This is a genomic window from Micromonospora olivasterospora (assembly GCF_007830265.1).
Lineage (GTDB): Bacteria > Actinomycetota > Actinomycetes > Mycobacteriales > Micromonosporaceae > Micromonospora > Micromonospora olivasterospora.
In genome coordinates this window covers 5897443-5916436 of record NZ_VLKE01000001.1, presented here as the reverse complement: position 1 = coordinate 5916436, position 18994 = coordinate 5897443, and the positions used below count along the sequence as shown (strand labels likewise).

The window sequence follows — 18994 nt, the reverse complement described above, 5'->3', positions numbered from 1 at the left end:
TTCCTGGAATATCTGGCCACGTAGACGTAGAAGTAGCGCGCCAAGGCTGCTCGCCCCCGAAAGCACGAAGATCTCGTGCGGTGGAGGCATATTCAGGATCGAAAGCCTGTCGGACCGCCCTGCTGATTCCGAAACTGTAGCCATTGCCTTCTTGCGATGCAAACCCGGACGACCCGTGGTTAGTGACTCCCTGCGGATTCATACACCGTCTCCAGCCCGCGCCGAACACGTACCAGCGACGCCAGCCATTCACGCGTCTCCGGGTCGGTCGAGTAGAGCATCGTGCCGCGCATGCCGCGCGTCATCAGCACCTTGTACGTGTTGCGGATCAGGCGGTCCGCCTCGACGTCGCTGAGCGCCTTGCGGCTGCGGAACGCCGGGTCCTTCGACTCGGACCGTTGGGTGACCAGTCGGCCGTCGCGAGCGACCAGATCCGGGCCGATCATGACGCCTGACCACTCGTACTCGAAGCCCTGCGCGGTGTAGACGCAACCCACCTGGCCGAAGCCGTTCGGGTCCGTGGCCCAGTAGGCGCTGCCCGGTGCCTCGCCCACGCTACGGTCGCTCTTGACGTTCCACGGCCGGGCCCAGCCGCCGATCTGTACGTCCGGCACCAGCGACTCGTCCGGTCGCGGCTCGCTCCACGGCCAGCAGTAACCCGCCGACATGCGGGCAGTTTCCCCCGCGGCCTGCTTTGTCGCCAGAAACGCCTCCATTTCCTTCGGCGACTCCGCCAATCGCAGGTCGAACCGGCCGTCGCCGTGCCAGACCGACGGCTTCCCGCCGTCGAGGCCGAGCAGGTCGAGGACCCATTGCTCGTACGCCTCGCTGCCACCGCAGCGGAACTGGTCGTGCAGCGAGACGACCTCGACATCCAGGCCGAGTTGCTCGGCGTACCGGGAGATGACCTCCACGCTGCCCAGCTCGCCTGGCTTCACCACCTGGTGCTCGTCAAGCAGGAAGACGGGTACGCGCGCGGCGGCGATCAGTTCGTCGATCTGCGGCCGGGCCTTGTCCCGCTTGGCCTTCGGGGTGAACCGGTTGACCGAAGTCTCCCGGATCCGGTGCGCCTCGTCGCAGATCAGCACATCGAAGCCGTTGCGTTCGGCGGACATGAAGCTGTTGAAGTAGCCGAACAGGTTCTTCAGCCGAGTGGAGCCGCGGCCGGCATAGCGGCGCAGGGTCTGGGTGAACGACCGGGAGCCGGTGGCGTGCATGACGGCCCGGTTCTGCCGGGCGAGTTCCCCCAGCACCGACAGCGCGATCACGCTCTTGCCGCTGCCGGGCCCGCCCGAGACGACCACGACCGACTTCCGGTCCGCCGACCTGGCCCGCTCCACCGCGTGCAACACCAGCTCGTATGCGAGGCGCTGCTCGTCGAGCAGTGTGAAGTGGGACCGTTCCTTCAGCTCCTGCGCGGCGTACGACAGGAGGTGCTTGCTGGGCCGGACGTAACTGGTGAGGAAGCGGTCTGCGGCGGCTGCACCCGGCGCGGGTGCCAGATGGGTACGGAGGTAGTCGAGGAATTGGCCGCGCCGTTGCTTGGTGAAGATCCTGCTGTGCTCCGTGGGGCGGCGGGCGAACAGGTCGTTGACGTCCCGGTCCATGGCGTTGTGCAGGTACGCAGCGCCGCGCACCGGGTTTCGCCGGTCACCGAGGACGCCGAGGAAGTCGGTGAGGTACTCGCAGTAGTCGCCGACCTGCACGCCCGGATGCAGCCGCGGACCTTTGGCATGCTCCACCAGGACGAGCCGGTCCGAGTCCTCGTAGGCTTCGGCGTAGGACCACTGCTTGAGCTCGACGACGACATAGGAGTCCTCGGCCGTCGTCGGGTGGACCCCGGCGAGCACCACGTCGACGCGCTTGCTGGTCAGCGGGAGTTGGTACTCGACCAGCACCTCGACCTGGCTCAGGCCGGCGTCAACGAGATCCTGCCCGAGCACCGCCAGGCTGCGCGACCATGAGCGGTGCTCGGCGGGGCTCACCCTGTGGCCGATCTGCTCCGCGATCTGGTCGGCGAGGATGCCGCTGGTGGCCAGGCGGAGTAGACCATCGGCGGAAATGCGGAATTCGGACAACAAATGCCCCCGGGCAGCACGAAGTGATCGTGCGCATGGGGGGCGTGTCCGGCCACGGCCGGAAGCCCGTCGTTACGCGCTCTGATGCCGTGGACTGTAGCGAAGAGATCAAATCCTCGCCATGACCCCTGCTGTCGGCTGCCTTACCGCTTCGCGGCCGATCCCCTTGCCTCGTCAACGGGGTAGCGGACGGCCACCTCATTCAACTTCGTGAGCGCCGCATCGGTCAGGTCGATGCCCAGGACGTCGGCGAGCCTGGTCAGGTAGATCATGACGTCGCCGATCTCCGCCTTCACGCGGACGCCCGCTTCGAGGTCGGACATGACCTGGGCAGATTGCTCGGGAGTCAGCCATTGGAACTCGGCCAGCAGTTCTCCGACCTCCCCGGCGAGGGCCATGGCGAGGTTCTTCGGGGTGTGGAACTGCTGCCAATCCCGCGCCTCTGCGAAAGCCCGTACCTCACGCATGAGGTGATCCATCTGGGGTTCCCTTCCGTGCGGGTGAATGCGGTCGGTGTGGACACCGAGCAGAGTGGAATGTAGCCGCGACCCCTGGCTGCCTGAGCGCCACCTGGGAGGCTGGGCGACGTGCCAGCCGAGATCAACGCGTTGTTGGCTCTTGGTGCACGGTGCCGGTCTGGGCCGGATCTTGGCTGATCATCCAGTACTGCCCGATGCCGGCGGCGGCGTACTCGTTGCGTTTGACCACTCTGTCCACGTCCTCGGAAGCCGCAGTCGAACAACTTGCCGTTCAGGGTCACGCACGACCAGCCGTCGCCGGCGACCCGCTGCAACGCCTCCTGCAGGCCGGGTGCACTGGGCGGCGAGGACCGCTACGTCCTTCACCATGTACCGGTACGCGGTGGCCCGCGACACCGCGCCCGACACCCAGCAGCGTCTTGTCCTCCGTCTTTACGGAGCCAGATCCGAAGGAGTGCGCTGCACCTGAGTTAGCCAGTCCGCTGATCGAGCTGACCAGCGAGGGTGGGGTTGGAGAGGGATCGGGGCTACTCTTCCGCGTCCTGAAGATCCGGTCGGTGGTCTCTGATCCACCGCTCCACGTCCTCAGCCCGCCAGATCCGCCCGACCGACAGGACGGCCACGGGGTCGGGGAAGGTCTTCGAGTTGGTGATCTGGTAGGCGCGCGTACGGGAGACGCGGAGCATCTCCTGCACCTCCTGGCTCGCCACCAGTCGTAGCTTCCCCATGTGTCGACGGTAGGAGCACGCGAACTGAACACCTGCTCCCTGTGCAGACGCACTCCTGATCTGCCTATGTGCGTGTAGGCTGTCCATCTGTTCACGCTGGAGTTTGCGGTCAGTAAGGACGGGAGGGCCATGGGTAGGCGGTGGACGGCCCCTGCGCCCGCCGCCTTCGCCCCTGACCGGGGATCGACTCCATAGTGGACGGCGTCGCCGCGGCAGGCCATGATGCACTGGTACGGTGGCCCCGCGGCCCCCCGAGCCCCACCGTGCCGAGTCCGATCGCCTCGACCGTCGTCAGGAAGGAAAGGCCGTGGGCAAGCAGGCTGAGCAGCAAGGTGTCGGGCAGCGCAGGCTCCTCGTCGGGGCCGCGGCCCTGGCCGGGACCGCGGCCGTCGCCGGGAACGCGAGTCTGGCGTACGCCGGTCCGCCGTCCTGGAACCCGTTCGGCCTGGGGGTGGCGAGCGGCGATCCGCTGCCGGACGGCGTCGTGCTCTGGACCCGGCTGGTCCGCGATCCGCTGCCTACCGGGACATGGCCGAGTTCGACCTGGATCTCGTGCTCCACCTCGGTGACTACATCTACGAGGGGGACCCGAGAACGGAGGCGGTCCGGCAGCACAATCCGTCGTCGGGGACCGCCGTGGATGCCGGGCAACTGTCGACCCTCGCGGACTTCCGCAACCGGCACGCGCTCTACCGCACGGACGGCCAACTCCAGGCCGCGCACCGCGCGTTCCCGTTCGTCGCGATCTGGGACGACCACGAGGCCGAGGACAACTACGCCGACCTCGACGACAGCCAGGACGACCTGCCGTACGCCCAGCGCCACCAGACGCGGCAGGAGTTCGCGGTCCAGCGGGCGAACGCCTACCAGGCGTGGTACGAGCACACCCCGATCCGGGCGTCGTACCTGCCCGGCTCGCCGGGCCTGCGCATCTACCGCCGCCTCGACTTCGGCACCCTGCTGCGGCTGAACATGCTCGACACCCGCCAGTACCGCACCAACCAGCCCGGCGACGCGCCGGGCGACCTCGGCCCGTTGGCGCTGGGCGCCGCGAACGCGGCCGGCACCCTGACCGGCCCGGAGCAGGAGTCCTGGCTGCTCGACGGGCTGCGCGCGTCGCCGGCGCTGTGGAACGTGCTCGGCCAGCAGGTGATGATGGCGGCGGCCCGCTTCCTCAACCCGCCGCCGGCGTCGGTCGGCAACCTCGACCAGTGGGACGGCTACTCGCCGCAGCGGGCCCGCCTGCTGTCCGCGGTACGGGCCAGCGGCGCGACGAACCCGGTCGTGCTGGCCGGCGACATCCACTCGACCTGGGTGAGCGACCTGAAGCTCAACTTCGACGACCCGGCCTCGCCGGTGGTCGCCACCGAGTTCGTGTCCACCTCGATCACGTCGGACTTCCCGGCCGAGCTGCTGCCGGTGGTGGAGGGGTCGAATCCGGCGTTCAACCCGTGGGTGCGGTACTTCAACGGCCGCACCCACGGGTGGCTGCGCATGGACGTCGACCGGTCGCGCTGGCTGACCGAGGAGCGCTCGGTCGCCTCCGTCGACTCGCCCGACGCTCCCGCGTCCACCACCGCCCGCTGGGAGGTCGAGGCGGGACGGCCGGGAGCCGTACCGGCCTGAGCCAGCCCGTCCGCACACCGCCCGGCCTCCCGACGGCGGTTCGGACACGGTGGTGGCTGGTGGTCGCGGAGCGGGCGGCGCGGGGCCGCTGGCCTAGGGTTGCGGGGACGCGACCGACGAGGTCACCGCGCTCACGCGGTCCCGGTGGATGTCGGGCGCTCACCGACCACGTGGGGGACCCGGCATGAAGAAGATCAAGGCAGGTCTGTTCGTCGCGCTCGACGGCGTCGTCGAGGCGCCCGACCAGTGGCACTTCCCGTACTTCAACGACGAGATGGGCGCCGCCGTGGACGCCACCCTCGGCGCGGCGGACACCCTGCTGTTGGGTCGCAGGACCTACGACAGCTTCGCCGGGGCGTGGCCCGACCGGGAGGCGGCCGGCGGGCAGGACGCCCCCTTCGCCAGGAAGCTCGGCGACGCCCGCAAGATCGTCGTGTCGCGCCAGCAGCTCCGGTTCAGCTGGCGGAACTCCGAACAGCTGCGGGGTGACCTCGTCGAGGCCGTCATCGCGTTGAAGAACGAGCCCGGTGCCGGAACCATCGGCATGAGCGGCTCGGTCTCCGTCGTCCGGCAGTTGCTGGACGCGGGGTTGGTGGACGAGCTGCACCTGCTGGTGCATCCGATCGCCGTACGCAGGGGAACGCGGCTGTTCGAGGAGGGCCTTCCCCCGCTCCCGCTCACCCTGGTCTCGTCCCAGGCATTCAGGACCGGCGTGCTGAACCTCGTCTACGGCCCGGCCGAGTCGGTCGGCGACGCCACGTACGAGGACGCGAAAGCTCACCTGTCGACGCCCGAGCGGTAACACCGGGCGGGCGTTGCTCAGCTCCCGATTCGGTCGAGGCGCCGAATCACGTCGTACCCCCGGGGTACGACTGGCGTAGACCGGCGAGTCCCGCGTGGCGGACGGCCTGCCCAGGGGAAACGAGGAGAAGGATGAGGATATGAGCGGCGTGAGGGTGCTGGTGGGCACGCGCAAGGGTGCCTTCGTATTGACGTCGGACGGCAGGCGCGACGACTGGACGGTCGAGGGGCCGCACTTCGGCGGCTGGGAGATCTACCACCTCACCGGGTCGCCCGCCGACCCGGACCGGCTCTACGCGTCCCAGTCCGGCGGCTGGTTCGGCCAGTTGATCCAGCGGTCCGACGACGGCGGGAAGAGCTGGACCACGGTCGGTAACGACTTCGCCTATGCCGGCGACGTCGGCGAGCACCTGTGGTACGACGGCACGCCGCGCCCGTGGGAGTTCAAGCGCATCTGGCACCTGGAGCCGTCCCGCGACGACCCCGACACCGTCTACGCCGGCGCCGAGGACGCCGCCCTCTACGTCACCACCGACGGCGGCCAGAAGTGGACCGAGCTGACGGCCCTGCGTACCCACCGCACCGGGCCGGAATGGCAGCCCGGCGCGGGCGGCATGTGCCTGCACACGATCATCCTCGACGCGGCGAACAAGGACCGGATCTACGTCGCCATCTCGGCGGCGGGCGCCTTCCGCAGCGACGACGCCGGCGCCAGCTGGCTGCCGATCAACAAGGGCCTGCGCTCGGGCGAGATCCCCGACCAGGACTCCGAGGTCGGCCACTGCGTGCACCGCATCGCCCAGCACCCCACCCGGCCGGACACCCTGTTCATGCAGAAGCACTGGGACGTCATGCGCACCGACGACGCCGGCGCGAGCTGGCGCGAGATCAGCGGCAACCTGCCGTCGGACTTCGGGTTCCCGATCGCGGTGCACGCGCACGAGCCGGAGACCGTGTACGTCGTGCCGATCAAGAGCGACTCCGAGCACTACCCGCCGGAGGGCAAGCTGCGCGTCTACCGCAGCCGCACCGGTGGCGAGGAGTGGGAGCCGTTGACCAGGGGCCTGCCGCAGTCCCACTGCTACGTCAACGTCCTGCGCGACGCGATGGCGGTCGACACGCTCGACCCGTGCGGGATCTACTTCGGCACCACCGGTGGCCAGGTCTACCACTCGGCCGACGGCGGCGACAGTTGGGCGCCCATCGTCCGGGACCTGCCGGCGGTGCTCTCTGTGGAAGTCCAGGCGCTGCCGTGATCCGGGTCGTCCTCCCGGCCCACCTGAAGAACCTGGCGCACGTCACCGGCGAGGTACGGCTGGACGTGACCGGCCCGGCAACCCAGCGCCTGGTGCTGGACAGCCTCGAGGCGCGGTATCCGATGCTGCTCGGCACGATCCGCGACCGGCACAGCGGCAAGCGCCGGGCGTTCGTCCGCTTCTACGCGTGCCAGGAGGACCTGTCCAACGAGTCGCCCGACGCGCCGCTGCCCGAGCCGGTCGCCGCAGGCGAGGAACCGTTCATCATCCTGGGAGCGATGGCCGGCGGATAGCTCACCGCGGCGGGGGCCCGCGAGCGCCGGCTCACCGTGTGCCCACGCCGCCTGGCAGAGCAGGTCCTGCCGGCCGCCGACCAGCACGAACGGGCCCTGGGGGATTCGTCTGGGCTGGTCGGCGCGCCGTCAGAGGTTGACGGTGACCCCGGCCGTCTTGCGGGCGGCGGTGAGGTCCGCGCCGGCCTTCTCGAAGGCGGGGTTGTCGGCGGCGGTGGCCGGGTCCGCGGCCGACGCGGCCTTGCCGGCCTCCGTGGCGAACTGCTTCATGGCGGTGGCCACCTTGCTGTCGCCGCCGGAGGAGACCGCCGTGGTGAACTTCTGCTCCAGCCCGGTCAGGATCTCCTTGAACATGGCCGGGTCCGACTCCTTGCCGGCCTGCACGGCAGCGACCAGCTTCGTCTTCATTTCGTCGCTGGCCTTCTTCGCGGACTCGCAGAGGTCCTTGTCGCTCACGCCGGCCGCCGCGGCGGACGGGGACGGTGCCGAGGCGGAGGCCGCCGCCGAGGAGGGTGCCGAGGCGGCGGACGGGGTGCTCCCCGAACTTCACCGATCTCCACCGAACCGCGAGTCGGCGGTGTGCGCGGGCGAAACGTGCCGAGGCTGCCGGTGGGGCGCATCCTTCGACGAGCGTCACTGTCAGCCAGTTGGCCACGACAGTTCGGGAGGTCGCATGAACGGGAGAGTGACGAGGGCCGTCGCCGGCGCCGCGCTGACCGCCGCCCTGGTACCAGGTGTCGCGCTGGCCGCGGGTCCCGCGGCCGCCGCCGAGACGAGGACCTTCGTCGGGTACGGAGCCATCCCGTCCGACGCGCACGCCGACGCCGAGGCCCAGATGCGGGCGTACAGCTCGTCCTGCGTCGAGGTCAGCACCACCTCTTCGCCGGCCGGTTCCGCGCACACCTGGAAAGCCACACTGACCGCGTCCTGCTGACCGGCCAGCAGAAGCGCATCGGGGGAGCCGCCCCGGGCCGCCCCGGGCCGCGCCGACGGCACGGACGGGTACGGCTCAGCGCGGCGCGGCGTACGCCAGCGGCACCGGCGTCGGTTGGCCGCCCCAGGTGCCGGTCAGCCGGGCGCCGGCCGGCGCGGCCGTGCCGTCGAGGCGGCGGACGACCGCGAGTTCCACGGCGTCGGTCACGATGATTGTGGGGTCGCCGTCCACGACGCGCCGCAGCGCGCCGACCTCGGGAACGTCACCGCCGCCGCTGCCGGTCACCGCCATGTCGGGCTCGCGGAACCGGCGTTGGCCGTCGACCTCGAAGTATTCCTCGGCCTGGCCGGGGCCGCCGAGGATGGCGTTGGCCAGGGCGGCGGCGTAGACCGGGTCGCCGCACCCGTCGTACACCCAGCGGCGGCCGAGCGTGGAGTGCTCGGCGGTGCCGACCAGCCGGTCGTCGCCGCCGTCGAGCGGCGCGCTCCGGTAGGTGAGCGGGACCTGGTGCACCGGTCCGTCGCCGACCCGCACGAGGAGGGTCTCGATCCCGACCTCGCCCGCCGGGTCGTCGAAGCGGCAGGACGCCACCCGTACGACGTCGCCCGCCGGCCCCTCGTACCACGGGCGGCCGGGCAGCCACCCGGCCAGGAGTTCGAGCTTAGTCGGGTGCAGTGTCGCCCGGTGCAGCAGCGCCATACGCCGAATCGTAGAGAGTGGCCGGGCGAGGCCACGCGGGCGGGGCGCGCGCCTGTCCGGTCCCGCCCGTTCGGGTCGGCAGCGGGCGCCGTAGTCCGTTGGACCGCTTATGCGGCAACCGTGTAACTTGTCCAAGTTTGTCTCACTATGCTCCTGGTGGCGCCCGGTAACAACCCAGGCTTCCCGGCGCCGGCGCGCAGCCCGATCCGCGCGCCGGGGCGCCGGCCGGACGCCGCGCGGGGCGGCTCGGCCGTGGGCTCGATCGCCGGATCCACAGGAATGCGTGAGACATGTTGAAGGACGCGGACACGATAGTCCTGCCCAGGCTGCGGCCGGCCGAGGTCGGCGCGGAGGACCCCTGGGGCGAGGGCCGGGGGGCACCCGGGGGCGAAGGCCACCGCTCCGCCCCCGGCGTCGGGCCCGCCGGGCCCCACCGGCCGCCCGCCGTCGCGTGGCTCGTACCGGCGCTGCTGATGGCCGCGCTGAGCCTCGCCGGCGCCGGCGCGCCCGGCCTCGGCAGGGACGAGCTCGCCACCTGGCGTGCGGCCACGGCGTCGTGGCGCGAGGCCTGGTCCACGCTGCGCGGGGACGACGTCGCCGCCGCGCCCTACCAGTTGCTGATGCGCGCCTGGGTGGAGCTCTTCGGCACGTCCGACCTGGCGTTGCGCGTACCGTCGATGCTGGCCATGACCGCCGCGGCGGCCCTCGTCGGGGTGTTGGGGGCCCGGCTGTTCACACCGCGCGTGGGCCTGCTGGCCGGGGTGGTCCTCGCGCTGCTGCCCACGTCGACCCGGTACGCGCAGGAGGCGCAGCCGTACGCGCTGACCGTGCTCGCCGCCGTGCTCGCCACGCTGCTGCTCGGCCGGGCCGTCGACCGGCCGACGTTCGGGCGCTTCGCCGCCTACGGAGCCGCCGTGCTGGTGCTGGGCCTGTGCCACGTCCACGGGCTGCTGCTGCTCGCCGGGCACGGCTGGGCCGTGCTCGCCTTCCGGCGTACCGTGGCCGGCCGCTGGCTGGTCGCCGCGGTCCTCGGCGTGCTCCCCGCGGCCGCTCTGGTCCGGCTCGGCGGGCTGCCCGGCGCGCCGGCCGTCCGGGTTCCGGACCTGGCGGCGCTGGCCGCGGCGCCCCGGGAGCTGTTCGGCGTCGCCGCGCTGGGGGCCGTCCTGCTGCTCCTGGCGTTGTTCAGTCTTCCGTTGCGGTCCTCCGCCGCCGTCTTCACCGCGTGGGCGGTGGTGCCGCCGGTGGCGCTGCTGCTCCTGGCGCAGGCGGTGCCGGTCTGGCTGCCACAGGGCCTGCTCTTCACGCTCCCGGCGTGGGCGGTGCTCGCCGCGGTCGCCCTGGCCCGGGCGCACCTCGTGTGCCAGGTGGTGGTGCTGGCGGCGATCGCGGTGACGGGCGCGCCCGCGCAACTGGCCCTGCGGGAACCGGACGGGCACCAGCAGGGCACCCGCCAGCTCGCCGCGATCATCGAACGCGGGATGCGGCCCGGCGACGGCGTCGTCTACGGCCTGAGCGACGCGGGCGGCGGCCGGGCCGGCCGGAACCTCGTGGCCCGCTACCTTCCCGCCGACCGACGGCCGGCGGACGTGCTCGCGCAGGCGTCACGGGACGTCGTGGGGCTGCGCCCGCCCACCGAACGCGCCGACGTCGCCGGCGGCCTGCGGGACACGCGGCGGCTGTGGGTGGTCCGGGTCGGTGAGCGGGCGGACCCGCTGCATGGGATCGCCGGCGAGAAGGAGCGGGTGCTGCGCACGACGTACCGGGTGGCGCAGGTCTGGCGGCCGACGGGGCTCACGCTGGCCCTGCTGGTCGACGAGGACGCGGCCGTGTAGGCGCGGCCCGGGCGCGAGGCCGGCTCGCCCGATCCACGCCTTTTGCCCGAATTGCCCGCATAGGATCAGCCGAGGCCGAGTTCGTGGCGAACAGCAGCCAGTCATGGGGGGAACGTGGGCGTCGCCAGCGATACACGCTTGTCTCAAGCCGCGGAGGAGCGCACTCCGGGCGGCCTTCCGGCCGTCATGTCGACCCGCGCCCCGTCCGGCCGGCGCCCCGACCGCCGCCAGCGCAACATCCGGGCCCGCCTCGCGTACGCGGCGTGCGGGACGACCGCCGGACCGCTGGTCGCGCCGACGCACCCGGACGCGGCGGTCCGGTTCCGCCACGTCCTCTCGCCCGCGTCCCGGCTGGTCCTGACGCTGCTCGTCGGTGTCAACAGCGCCGCCGGCGTGCTGTTCATCGCCTGGCTGCTGCTGCCCGCGCACGTACCCGGGCCGGGCGTGACCGGGCTCGGGAGCTGGCAGACCATCGCGGCCCGGCTCGGCTTCTGCGTGGTCGTCGGCGTGGAGCTGATCCGCCTCGCGCAGAACGTGGTGGTCTGGGTGTTCGCGTTCCACGCCAGGGACCCGGTCCCGGTGGACCCGCCGGTGGGCCTGCGGGTCGCCCTGCTCACCACGATCGTGCCCAGCAAGGAGCCCATCGACGTCGCCGAGCGGACACTGCGCCGGATGCGGCAGATCGTGTACTGCGGCCGGGTCGACGTGTGGATCCTCGACGAGGGCGACGACCCGGCGGTGAAGGAGATGGCCACGCGCCTCGGGGTGCACCACTTCAGCCGCAAGGGCCGCCCGCGGTACAACCAGCCGCGCGGGGAGTTCCGGGCCAGGACGAAGTCGGGCAACCACAACGCCTGGCGGGCCGAGCACGAGCACCGCTACGACGTGGTCGCCAACGTCGACCCGGACCACGTGCCGCTGCCGGGCTTCCTCGAACGTACGCTCGGCTACTTCCGCGACCCGGACGTCGCCTTCGTGGTGACCCCGCAGGTCTACGGCAACATGCACCAGAACTGGGTCGCCCACGGCGCCTCGGTGCAGCAGTACCTCTACAACGGGCTCATCGCGCGCGGCGGGAACGGCCTGGACGCCCCGCTGCTCACCGGCACCGGCCACCTCTACCGACCGGCGGCGTGGCGCAGCATCGGCGGCTACCAGGACTCCATCATCGAGGACCACCTGACCAGCATCCGGGTCCACGCCGCCGCCAACCCCGAGACCGGCAGACCGTGGAAGGGCGTCTACACCCCCGACGTGGTGGCCATCGGTGAGGGCCCCACCTCGTGGGCGGACTACTTCAACCAGCAGAAGCGGTGGGCGGCCGGCATCTGCGAGATCCTGGTACGCCCCGACCTGCGCGCGCCGCGCCAACTGCGCCCGCGGCGGCGCTGGCAGTACCGGCTGCTCCAGTTCTACTACCCGAGCGTGGCCGTCAGCCTCCTGCTGGGCAACCTCGCCACCGCCCTGTACCTGCTCACCGGCGTGGGCACCGCCCAACTCGACGTGACCGTCTGGTCGGCGCTGTGGGGCTCGACCATCGGCACCTGGTTCGCGCTGTGGCTCTGGCTGCGCCGCTTCAACATCGCCCCCCACGAACGGGAGGAGATCGGCCTGGTCGGCATGGCGCTGGCGCTGTTCACCGGCCCCGTCTACGTGGCCGCCGCCGTCGGGGCGCTGCTGCGCCGCAAGCTCGCGTTCGTGGTCACCGCCAAGGGCAAGCTGCGCACCACCGAGTCGCTCGGCACGTTCCGCCTGCACTTCGCGTGGGCGGTCTTCGCCGCCGCCCTCCTCGGGGCGAGCTTCGCGCTGGACCACGACGTGGCCCTGCTCCGGGTGTGGCCGATCCTGACCCTGCTGACGGGTCTGCTCCCGCCGCTGATCGCGATCGGGTCGGGCCTGGCGGCCCGCCGCGCACCCGACCCGCGCGGCGCCCGCCGGCGCGGCCGGCACCGCCCCGACACGGCCACCCGCGCCACGCGCGGGCGCCGCCCGCCGAGGTCGCGGGTGACGGCCGAGCGGGGTGCCCCGTGACGCGGCTGAGCGTCCCGCGCGTCATGATGGCCCTGGTCTGCGCGCTGCTGCTGACGTACGCCTTCGCCATCGCGCCGCGGGCCGCGCCGCGGGGACGGGAGCCGGTCGGCTCGAGCGCGTCGGCCCGACCCGCCCCGGCGCTCTTCCCGCCGGCCGGCAAGACGTTCATCGGCGTCATGACCCGCGAGGGACCGTACGACTTCGCGCCGGTGGACGCGTTCACCGCGGCCGCACGGCGCCAGCCACAGGTGATGCTCTTCAGCGCGGGGTGGACCGCGACCCCGTTCGACCGGGCCCTGTTCGACCGGATCAGCGGCCGCGGCATGCTGCCGATGCTGGGCTGGGAGCCGTGGGACCAACGCGTGGACGAGGAGCACCGGAAGAAGGGCCTGAAGAACCGCGACATCGACAAGATCCGGGCCAACCAGCCCGAGTACCGGCTGTCCCGCATCGCCGACGGGAGCCTCGACGGCCACCTGCGGTCCTGGGCCGAGGGGATCAGGTCGCTCGGCTACCCGGTCGCCATCCGCTTCGCCCACGAGATGAACGGCGACTGGTACCCGTGGTGCGAGTCGGTCAACGGCAACCGGCCGGGCGACTACGTCAGGGCGTGGCGGCACGTCCACGACCTGTTCGAGTCGGTGGGGGCGACCAACGTCATCTGGGTGTGGAGCCCGAACGTGCGATGGGACGACTCGACCCCGGAGCTGTCGACGTTCTACCCGGGCGACGCCTACGTCGACTGGGTCGGCCTCTCCGGCTACTACGGCACGGGGGCCTTCGCGGCCTACCTGTCCTTCGACGCGATCTTCAAGCGGAGCATCGACGAGATCCGCGGCTTCAGCGGCCGGCCGCTGGTCATCACCGAGACCGGCGCCTCCGACGCCGGTGGACGCAAGGCCGAGTGGATCACCGAGACGTTCCGGGATCTGCCGAGCCACCGGGAGGTCATCGGCGTCATCTGGTTCGAGGTGAACAAGGAGCGGGACTGGCGCGTCGTCAGCTCACCCGCCGTGGCCAGGGCCTTCGCCGACGCGATCGCCGTACCCCAGTACGACTTCGGCTGGTCGCCGCACACGCTCCCGCGCACCGACCTGCCGAAGTAGGCGCCATCGCCCGCCCGCCCGCCCGACGCGGCGTGACCGTACGGCGAATTATCCCGGCGGACGTCTCCGCGTTCCGTGGTCATGGACCACTGTGGACCGGCAAGGGGTCTAACGGCCAGTTGTGAATGGAGGTTTAACGGAGAGGGCCGGCCGGTTGAACTCACTAGTATCGTCGAATACCGATGCCAACGGCGCCGGCGATGTACCGCACCGGGGACCGGGTCCGCTGGCTGCCCGACGGGACGCTGGAATACCTGGGCCGGGTGGACCGGCAGGTCAAGATCCGCGGCTACCGGATCGAGCTCGGCGAGATCGAGGCGGCCCTGCAGAGCCACCCGGCCGTGCGCACGGCGGCGGTGCTGGTCAACGAGGACGCGGGCGGCGACCGGCGGCTGGTGGCGTACGTCGTGCCGGCCCCCGACGGCGACCGGCCGACCGCCGGGCAGCTGCGCGACCACGTCGGGCACAGCCTCGCCGAGTACATGGTGCCGGCGGCGTTCGTGCTGCTCGACGCGCTGCCGCTGACCCCGAACGGCAAGCTGGACCACCGCGCGTTGCCGGACCCGGACGTCACCCAGCAGGCGGAGCAGGAGTTCGCCGAGCCGCGCACCGCGAACGAGCGGCTCATCGCCGGGATCTGGGCGGAGCTGCTGAAGACCGAGCGGGTCGGCATCGACGACGACTTCTTCCTCATCGGCGGGCACTCGCTGCTCGCCACCCAGGCCGTCACCCGGATCCGTCGCGGCGTCGAGGCGGCCGGCGGCAGCGGCTCGGTGTCCCTGATGGACCTGTTCCGCTGCCGGACTGTCCGCGAGCTCGCCCGGCTGCTCGACGAGCCGGCCGGCGAGGCCGCGCCGGCCCGGCTGCTGCACGAGCTGACCCGGCCGATCCCGGCCGGCGAGCTGGTGTCGTCCTACGTCTGCGTGCCCTACGGCGGCGGCAGCGCGGCGATCTACCAGGCGCTGGCCGAGGCGATGCCGGCCGGCCACCGGCTGTACTCGGTGGCCATCCACGGCGAGGAGGCCGGCGGGTCGCAGGACACGATGGAGTTCGCCGACCTGGTCGACGGCTGCGTGGCCGAGATCCTCCGGGACGTGACGGGCCCGCTGGTCCTCTACGGGCACTGCGGCATCGGCAGCGCCCTCGTCGTGGCGGTGGCCCGCAAGCTGGAGGCCGCCGGCCGGGAACTCGACGCCGTGTACGTCGGCGGCATCTTCCCGTTCGCCCGGCCCCGGGGGATCCTCAACCGGCTGTCCCGGGTGGCCGACATGGAGCCGCTGCTCAGCAACCGCACCTTCATCAACCGGCTGATCGGCCGCGGCGTCGACATCGAGGAGCTGGGCCTCGAGGAGGCCAACCGGATCATCCGCAACATGCGGCACGACACCCGCAGCGCGGAGGACTACTACGGCGGGCTGCTGGACAGCCGCGTCACCAAGATCAACGCGCCGGTCATCTCGGTCATCGGGGAGCAGGACCCGGCCACGGACTACTACGAGGAACGCTTCCGCGAGTGGGAGTTCCTCTCCGACACCTGCGTGCTCGTGGTGCTCGACGAGGGCGGCCACTACTTCAACCGGTACCGCGCCACGGAGCTGGCCGAGATCGTCACCACCACGCACCGGGCGATCGAGGAGGACGACGGCGCGGCACTGACCCTGGCCAGCCGGGGCGCGGACAGCGACTGGTGGCTGCACGACGTACACCGCGCCGGCCGGGCCGGAACCGCCGACCGGACCGACCCGGCGGAGCGCGGCGGCGCCCCGGCGGCGGCACCGCGGCGCCGGCCGGTCGAGCCGAGCATGCGCCGGTTCCTCGGCGTCGCCAGCGGCCAGCTGGTCTCCCTGATCGGCTCGGCCTTCACCGCCTGGGCCATCCCCATCTGGATCTACCTGGAGACCGGCTCGGTCGCCCGGCTCGCGCTCTTCGTCACCCTCGGCCTCGTCCCGGGCCTGGTGGTCGCGCCGCTGGCCGGCGCGGTCGTGGACCGCTCCAACCGCCGCCTGGTGCTGCTCGGCGGCTCCGGCGCGGCCCTGGCCATCCAGTTCACGCTCGGCCTCCTGCTCTGGACCGACACCCTCCAGCTCTGGCACCTGTACAGCCTGATGGTCGCGCTGTCGGTGGCGACGGCCTTCCAACGCCTGGCGTACGTGGCGTCCGTGCCACAACTCGTCCCCAAGCGGTACCTGCGGCACGCCATCGGCGTGGTCGAGATGGTCAACGGCTTCGGCACCCTGTTCGTGCCGCTGGTCGCGGCCGGCGCGCTGGCCACCATCGGGCTGGACGGCATCCTGGTGCTCGACATCGTCAGCTACACCGTCGCCGTCGGGGTCACCGCGCTGATCCGCTGGCCGGCGATGATGGGCTGGCACCGGCGCGAGACGCTCACCGCCGAGATCGCCAACGGCTTCCGGTACTCCTGGGGCCACCGGCACCTGCGGGCGATGCTGATCTTCTTCCTGGTGCTGAACGTCTTCCTGGCCCCGCCGCTGATCCTGACCAGCCCGCTGGTGCTGTCCTCCGGCGACATCGGCGACGTGGCCCGGGTGTCGTTCCTGTCCGGGCTGGGCGCCACCCTGGCCGGGCTCGTGGTGGCCGTCTGGGGCGGCCCGGCCCGCCGGCCGATGCGCGGCGTGCTGCTGGCCATCCTCGCCATCGCCCTGTCCTGCGTCCTCGTCGGCCTGCGCCCCGACCTGGCGCTGGTGGCGGCCGGCGCCTGCGGGATCGCGGCCGGGCTGACCATGACCACCGGCATCTACCGGGCGATCGTGCAGGTGAAGATCCCCCAGCGGTACCACGGGCGGGCCGCCGCCCTCAACCAGATGATCTCCTGGTCCACCCTGCCGCGGCCGGGAGGGGCTGCTCAACGCCCGCGTCGTGTCGGCTTCGCCGTGCTGGCACCGGCCGCGACGGCGTTCTTCGGGCCGAAGCTGATGCCCGGCGGGGCGCTCGCCCCGACCGCCGGCCGGCTGGTCGGGGTGGGCGAGGGTCGGGGCATCGCGCTCGTCTACGTGCTGGCGGGGCTCGCCATCGCCGTCCTCGTCCTGGTGTCGTCCCGGATCAAGGCCATCGCGCGGTTCGACACCGAGGCCCCCGACGCCATTCCCGACGACCTCGTCGGCGTGCAGTCGTTGCAGCACCGCCGGGACCCGGCGGCGACCGGGCCGGTTGTCGCGTCCCGGCCCCGGGCGTCCGAGCTCGTCGCGGGGCGGCGGCCGTGACCGCCGCCGCCCCTTCGATCGCCGGGCCGGTCGAGGTCGAGGTGATCGTCGCCACGGCCGACCGGCAGCGGATCCTCGGCCGCCGCGACGGCGACGGCCCCGCCCCGCCCCGGCTGCGGCTGCCCGGTACCTGGCCGCCGCCGAGCAGCCAGGTGCCGGGCGCGGTGGCCGCCGAGACCGGTGTGACGGTGGCGCTGCTGGAGCCGCTGGACGCCACCGTGTTCGCGGCGGAGCCGGTGCGCGGCGAGCCGACCGGCGGGTACGCCTGGTTCGACGCGGCCGCGTTCGGCGCCGGCACCGTCCGCGAGTGGCTCGACCGGCCCGAGCCCGCGACGCGGCCGGCGTGGTTCCGACCCGGCTGGCACGCCCGCGCCGTCGACTGGGTCGACGCCACGTTGGCCGCGCAGGGGGCGCGGCGGACGGGGCCGGTCGCGCAGATCCGGCACTGGACGACGTCGAGCGTGCTGTGCGCCCCGACCTCCGCCGGCCGGGTGTTCCTCAAGGCCGGGCTGCCGCACCTGGCGCACGAGCCGCGGCTCATCGGCCACCTCGCGCGCACCTGGCTCGACGCGGTGCCGCAGGTGCTGGCCGCCTCGCCGGAGGATGGCTGGTGGCTGAGCGCGGACTTCGGCGCCCAGCCGCCGGTGCGGGACGCGGCCGCCGCCCTGCGGATGCTGGCCCGGATCCAGGTCGGCACGGTCGGGCGGCCCGCCCCGCTGCGCGAGGCGGGCTGCCCGACCCGCACCCTGGACGACCTGGCCGGTCGGGTGCCGGCGCTGCTGCGGCGCCCCGAGCTGTGGCAGCCGTCCGGGACGCCGGATCGGGCCAGGCTGACCCGGGTCGGGCTGTGGCTGCAGGACCGGTGTGCCGAACTGGACGACTTCGACCTGCCACTGAGCCTGGTGCACGGCGACTTCCACCAGCACAATGCCGCCGACCGGCCGGCGGGCCCGCTGCTGTTCGACTGGAGCTTCGCCACCGTGTCCCACCCGCTGCTCGACCTGGGCGGCTGGCTGCACGCCGTCGGTGAGCCGGACGCCCGCCGGCACGTCGCGGCGTACCTGGAGGGCTGGCGGCAGGTCGCGCCGCCCGGCGTGCTGCTGGAGGCATGGCAGGTCGCCCGGCCCGTCGCCGCCCTCTTCGAGTTGGTCAAGTTCGCCGACCTGGCCGAGCGGATGGGGCCGGCGTACGAGTTCGACTACCTGCCGATGGCGTACCTGTGGGCCCGCCGGGTGCAGGACGCGCACGCCGGCCGGGGCGCGGGCCTGACGGGCTGGCCGGATCCCCAGTGACCCGCAGGCGCGACAAGAAGGGGCGAGGGCCGAATCCGGCCCTCGCCCTTCGCGCCCGAGTTGACTAACAGATGGGTACGCCCGGTAGCTGCGACGCCGGATGGTCGATGTAGATGTTGGTGATGAAGCCCCGCTGGTCGCGCAGCTTGGACCACCAGTTGTTGCTGTAGCCCTCGGCGTTCACCCAGTCGCCCTGCTTCTGGCACAGCACGTAGACCAACGTCGGGCCGGCCAGGGTGGTCACGGTCGGGGAGGACAGGTACGCGTCGGAACGGACGCGCACGCCCGAGCCCCAGGTCCAGAACGCGGTGCCGCCGCCGCAGCCGTTGTCGCTGGTCAGGTACTTCTGGTTGTACGAGCCGGGGTACGGCGCGAGCGAGACGCCGTTGATCACGATGGTCTGCCCCACGCCGTTGTAGAGCTGCTCGTAGTGGATGTTCGCCCCGGACGAGTTGCCGGTGCTGCCGGTGGTGCCGATCTGTTGTCCCTGCTGGACCGCCTGGCCGTTGGCGACCGAGTAGGCCGCGAGGTGGAAGTAGTACGTCTCCCAGCCGCCACCGTTGTCGATGACGATGTAGTTGCCGGCGGACAGGGCGCGAATCTCCGCCAACCCCGGCA

15 protein-coding genes and 2 pseudogenes are annotated in these 18994 nt (G+C 72.2%); 11 read left to right on the top strand and 6 right to left on the bottom strand.

The window, feature by feature from the left end; translation table 11 throughout:
• Positions 1-179: 179 nt before the first annotated feature.
• The 3 genes from JD77_RS27105 to JD77_RS27090 all read right to left on the bottom strand — a co-directional run bounded on the left by JD77_RS27105 (position 180) and on the right by JD77_RS27090 (position 3285).
• Positions 180-2078, bottom strand: coding sequence for a DUF2075 domain-containing protein (locus tag JD77_RS27105; RefSeq protein ID WP_145776730.1), 1899 nt, complete (start codon positions 2076-2078; stop codon positions 180-182).
• Positions 2079-2221: 143 nt separating this feature from the next.
• Complete coding sequence (locus JD77_RS27100; protein ID WP_145776729.1) at positions 2222-2557, bottom strand: nucleotide pyrophosphohydrolase; 336 nt, start codon at positions 2555-2557, stop codon at positions 2222-2224.
• Positions 2558-3084: 527 nt separating this feature from the next.
• Complete coding sequence (locus JD77_RS27090) at positions 3085-3285, bottom strand: helix-turn-helix transcriptional regulator (protein WP_145776728.1); 201 nt, start codon at positions 3283-3285, stop codon at positions 3085-3087.
• 235 nt (positions 3286-3520) lie between these two features.
• Between JD77_RS27090 and JD77_RS35695 the strand changes: the two are divergent.
• From JD77_RS35695 to JD77_RS27070, 5 genes and pseudogenes are all read left to right on the top strand, one after another.
• A pseudogene (locus JD77_RS35695) lies at positions 3521-3814 on the top strand (PhoD-like phosphatase N-terminal domain-containing protein); the annotation flags it as partial.
• The gene (locus JD77_RS27085) at positions 3814-4911 is read left to right on the top strand and encodes an alkaline phosphatase D family protein (RefSeq protein WP_211372689.1); all 1098 of its coding nucleotides are present in this window, start codon (positions 3814-3816) and stop codon (positions 4909-4911) included. The pseudogene JD77_RS35695 and the gene JD77_RS27085, both read left to right, overlap by 1 nt.
• A 184-nt stretch (positions 4912-5095) precedes the next feature.
• The gene (locus JD77_RS27080) at positions 5096-5713 is read left to right on the top strand and encodes a dihydrofolate reductase family protein (protein ID WP_145776727.1); all 618 of its coding nucleotides are present in this window, start codon (positions 5096-5098) and stop codon (positions 5711-5713) included.
• A gap of 139 nt (positions 5714-5852) precedes the next feature.
• A complete protein-coding gene (locus JD77_RS27075) occupies positions 5853-6968 on the top strand; it encodes a WD40/YVTN/BNR-like repeat-containing protein (protein WP_145776726.1) in 1116 nt (371 codons plus the stop codon).
• Entirely contained in the window at positions 6965-7261 is a 297-nt protein-coding gene (locus JD77_RS27070; protein WP_145776725.1) for a MoaD/ThiS family protein, read from the top strand. Before JD77_RS27075 ends, JD77_RS27070 begins: the two co-directional genes overlap by 4 nt.
• A 129-nt stretch (positions 7262-7390) precedes the next feature.
• Here the strand turns inward: JD77_RS27070 and JD77_RS27065 are convergent, their stop codons facing one another.
• The gene (locus JD77_RS27065; RefSeq protein WP_145776724.1) at positions 7391-7717 is read right to left on the bottom strand and encodes a hypothetical protein; all 327 of its coding nucleotides are present in this window, start codon (positions 7715-7717) and stop codon (positions 7391-7393) included.
• A 217-nt stretch (positions 7718-7934) separates the two neighbouring features.
• On the opposite strand from JD77_RS27065, the gene JD77_RS27060 reads away from it, so the two are divergent.
• Positions 7935-8195: a hypothetical protein gene (locus tag JD77_RS27060; RefSeq protein ID WP_145776723.1), complete on the top strand. Its 261-nt coding sequence runs from the start codon at positions 7935-7937 to the stop codon at positions 8193-8195.
• A gap of 75 nt (positions 8196-8270) precedes the next feature.
• Here the strand turns inward: JD77_RS27060 and JD77_RS27055 are convergent, their stop codons facing one another.
• Positions 8271-8894, bottom strand: coding sequence for a CG0192-related protein (locus JD77_RS27055; RefSeq protein WP_145776722.1), 624 nt, complete (start codon positions 8892-8894; stop codon positions 8271-8273).
• A 290-nt stretch (positions 8895-9184) separates the two neighbouring features.
• Here JD77_RS27055 and JD77_RS27050 point away from each other — a divergent pair, with 290 nt between their 5' ends.
• The 5 genes from JD77_RS27050 (at position 9185) to JD77_RS27030 (ending at position 18376) form a co-directional block, all read left to right on the top strand.
• Positions 9185-10726 (top strand): glycosyltransferase family 39 protein, encoded by a 1542-nt coding sequence (locus tag JD77_RS27050; protein WP_246140986.1) that lies wholly within the window; start codon positions 9185-9187, stop codon positions 10724-10726.
• Between the two features lie 186 nt (positions 10727-10912).
• Positions 10913-12757: a glycosyltransferase family 2 protein gene (locus JD77_RS27045; protein ID WP_145776721.1), complete on the top strand. Its 1845-nt coding sequence runs from the start codon at positions 10913-10915 to the stop codon at positions 12755-12757.
• Positions 12754-13863 (top strand): glycoside hydrolase family 26 protein, encoded by a 1110-nt coding sequence (locus tag JD77_RS27040; RefSeq protein ID WP_145776720.1) that lies wholly within the window; start codon positions 12754-12756, stop codon positions 13861-13863. The genes JD77_RS27045 and JD77_RS27040 overlap by 4 nt, the downstream gene beginning before the upstream one ends.
• Before the next feature lie 182 nt (positions 13864-14045).
• A complete protein-coding gene (locus JD77_RS27035) occupies positions 14046-17084 on the top strand; it encodes an MFS transporter (protein ID WP_145776719.1) in 3039 nt (1012 codons plus the stop codon).
• Positions 17081-18376 (top strand): phosphotransferase family protein, encoded by a 1296-nt coding sequence (locus tag JD77_RS27030; protein WP_145776718.1) that lies wholly within the window; start codon positions 17081-17083, stop codon positions 18374-18376. Before JD77_RS27035 ends, JD77_RS27030 begins: the two co-directional genes overlap by 4 nt.
• 307 nt (positions 18377-18683) lie before the next feature.
• On the opposite strand, the pseudogene JD77_RS34235 reads toward JD77_RS27030, so the two are convergent.
• Positions 18684-18962 (bottom strand): annotated as a pseudogene (locus JD77_RS34235) (M23 family metallopeptidase); the annotation flags it as partial.
• Between the last annotated feature and the right edge of the window lie 32 nt (positions 18963-18994).

What these genes read in the sequence shown, in the direction of transcription:
- JD77_RS27045 (WP_145776721.1), top strand. Translation starts at nt 10,913, where the DNA reads ATGTCGACCCGCGCCCCGTCCGGCCGGCGCCCCGACCGCCGCCAGCGC.
- JD77_RS27085 (WP_211372689.1), top strand. Translation starts at nt 3,814, where the DNA reads ATGGCCGAGTTCGACCTGGATCTCGTGCTCCACCTCGGTGACTACATC.
- JD77_RS27080 (WP_145776727.1), top strand. Translation starts at nt 5,096, where the DNA reads ATGAAGAAGATCAAGGCAGGTCTGTTCGTCGCGCTCGACGGCGTCGTC.
- JD77_RS27100 (WP_145776729.1), bottom strand. Translation starts at nt 2,557, where the DNA reads ATGGATCACCTCATGCGTGAGGTACGGGCTTTCGCAGAGGCGCGGGAT.
- JD77_RS27060 (WP_145776723.1), top strand. Translation starts at nt 7,935, where the DNA reads ATGAACGGGAGAGTGACGAGGGCCGTCGCCGGCGCCGCGCTGACCGCC.
- JD77_RS27050 (WP_246140986.1), top strand. Translation starts at nt 9,185, where the DNA reads ATGTTGAAGGACGCGGACACGATAGTCCTGCCCAGGCTGCGGCCGGCC.
- JD77_RS27075 (WP_145776726.1), top strand. Translation starts at nt 5,853, where the DNA reads ATGAGCGGCGTGAGGGTGCTGGTGGGCACGCGCAAGGGTGCCTTCGTA.
- JD77_RS27035 (WP_145776719.1), top strand. Translation starts at nt 14,046, where the DNA reads ATGCCAACGGCGCCGGCGATGTACCGCACCGGGGACCGGGTCCGCTGG.
- JD77_RS27090 (WP_145776728.1), bottom strand. Translation starts at nt 3,285, where the DNA reads ATGGGGAAGCTACGACTGGTGGCGAGCCAGGAGGTGCAGGAGATGCTC.
- JD77_RS27055 (WP_145776722.1), bottom strand. Translation starts at nt 8,894, where the DNA reads ATGGCGCTGCTGCACCGGGCGACACTGCACCCGACTAAGCTCGAACTC.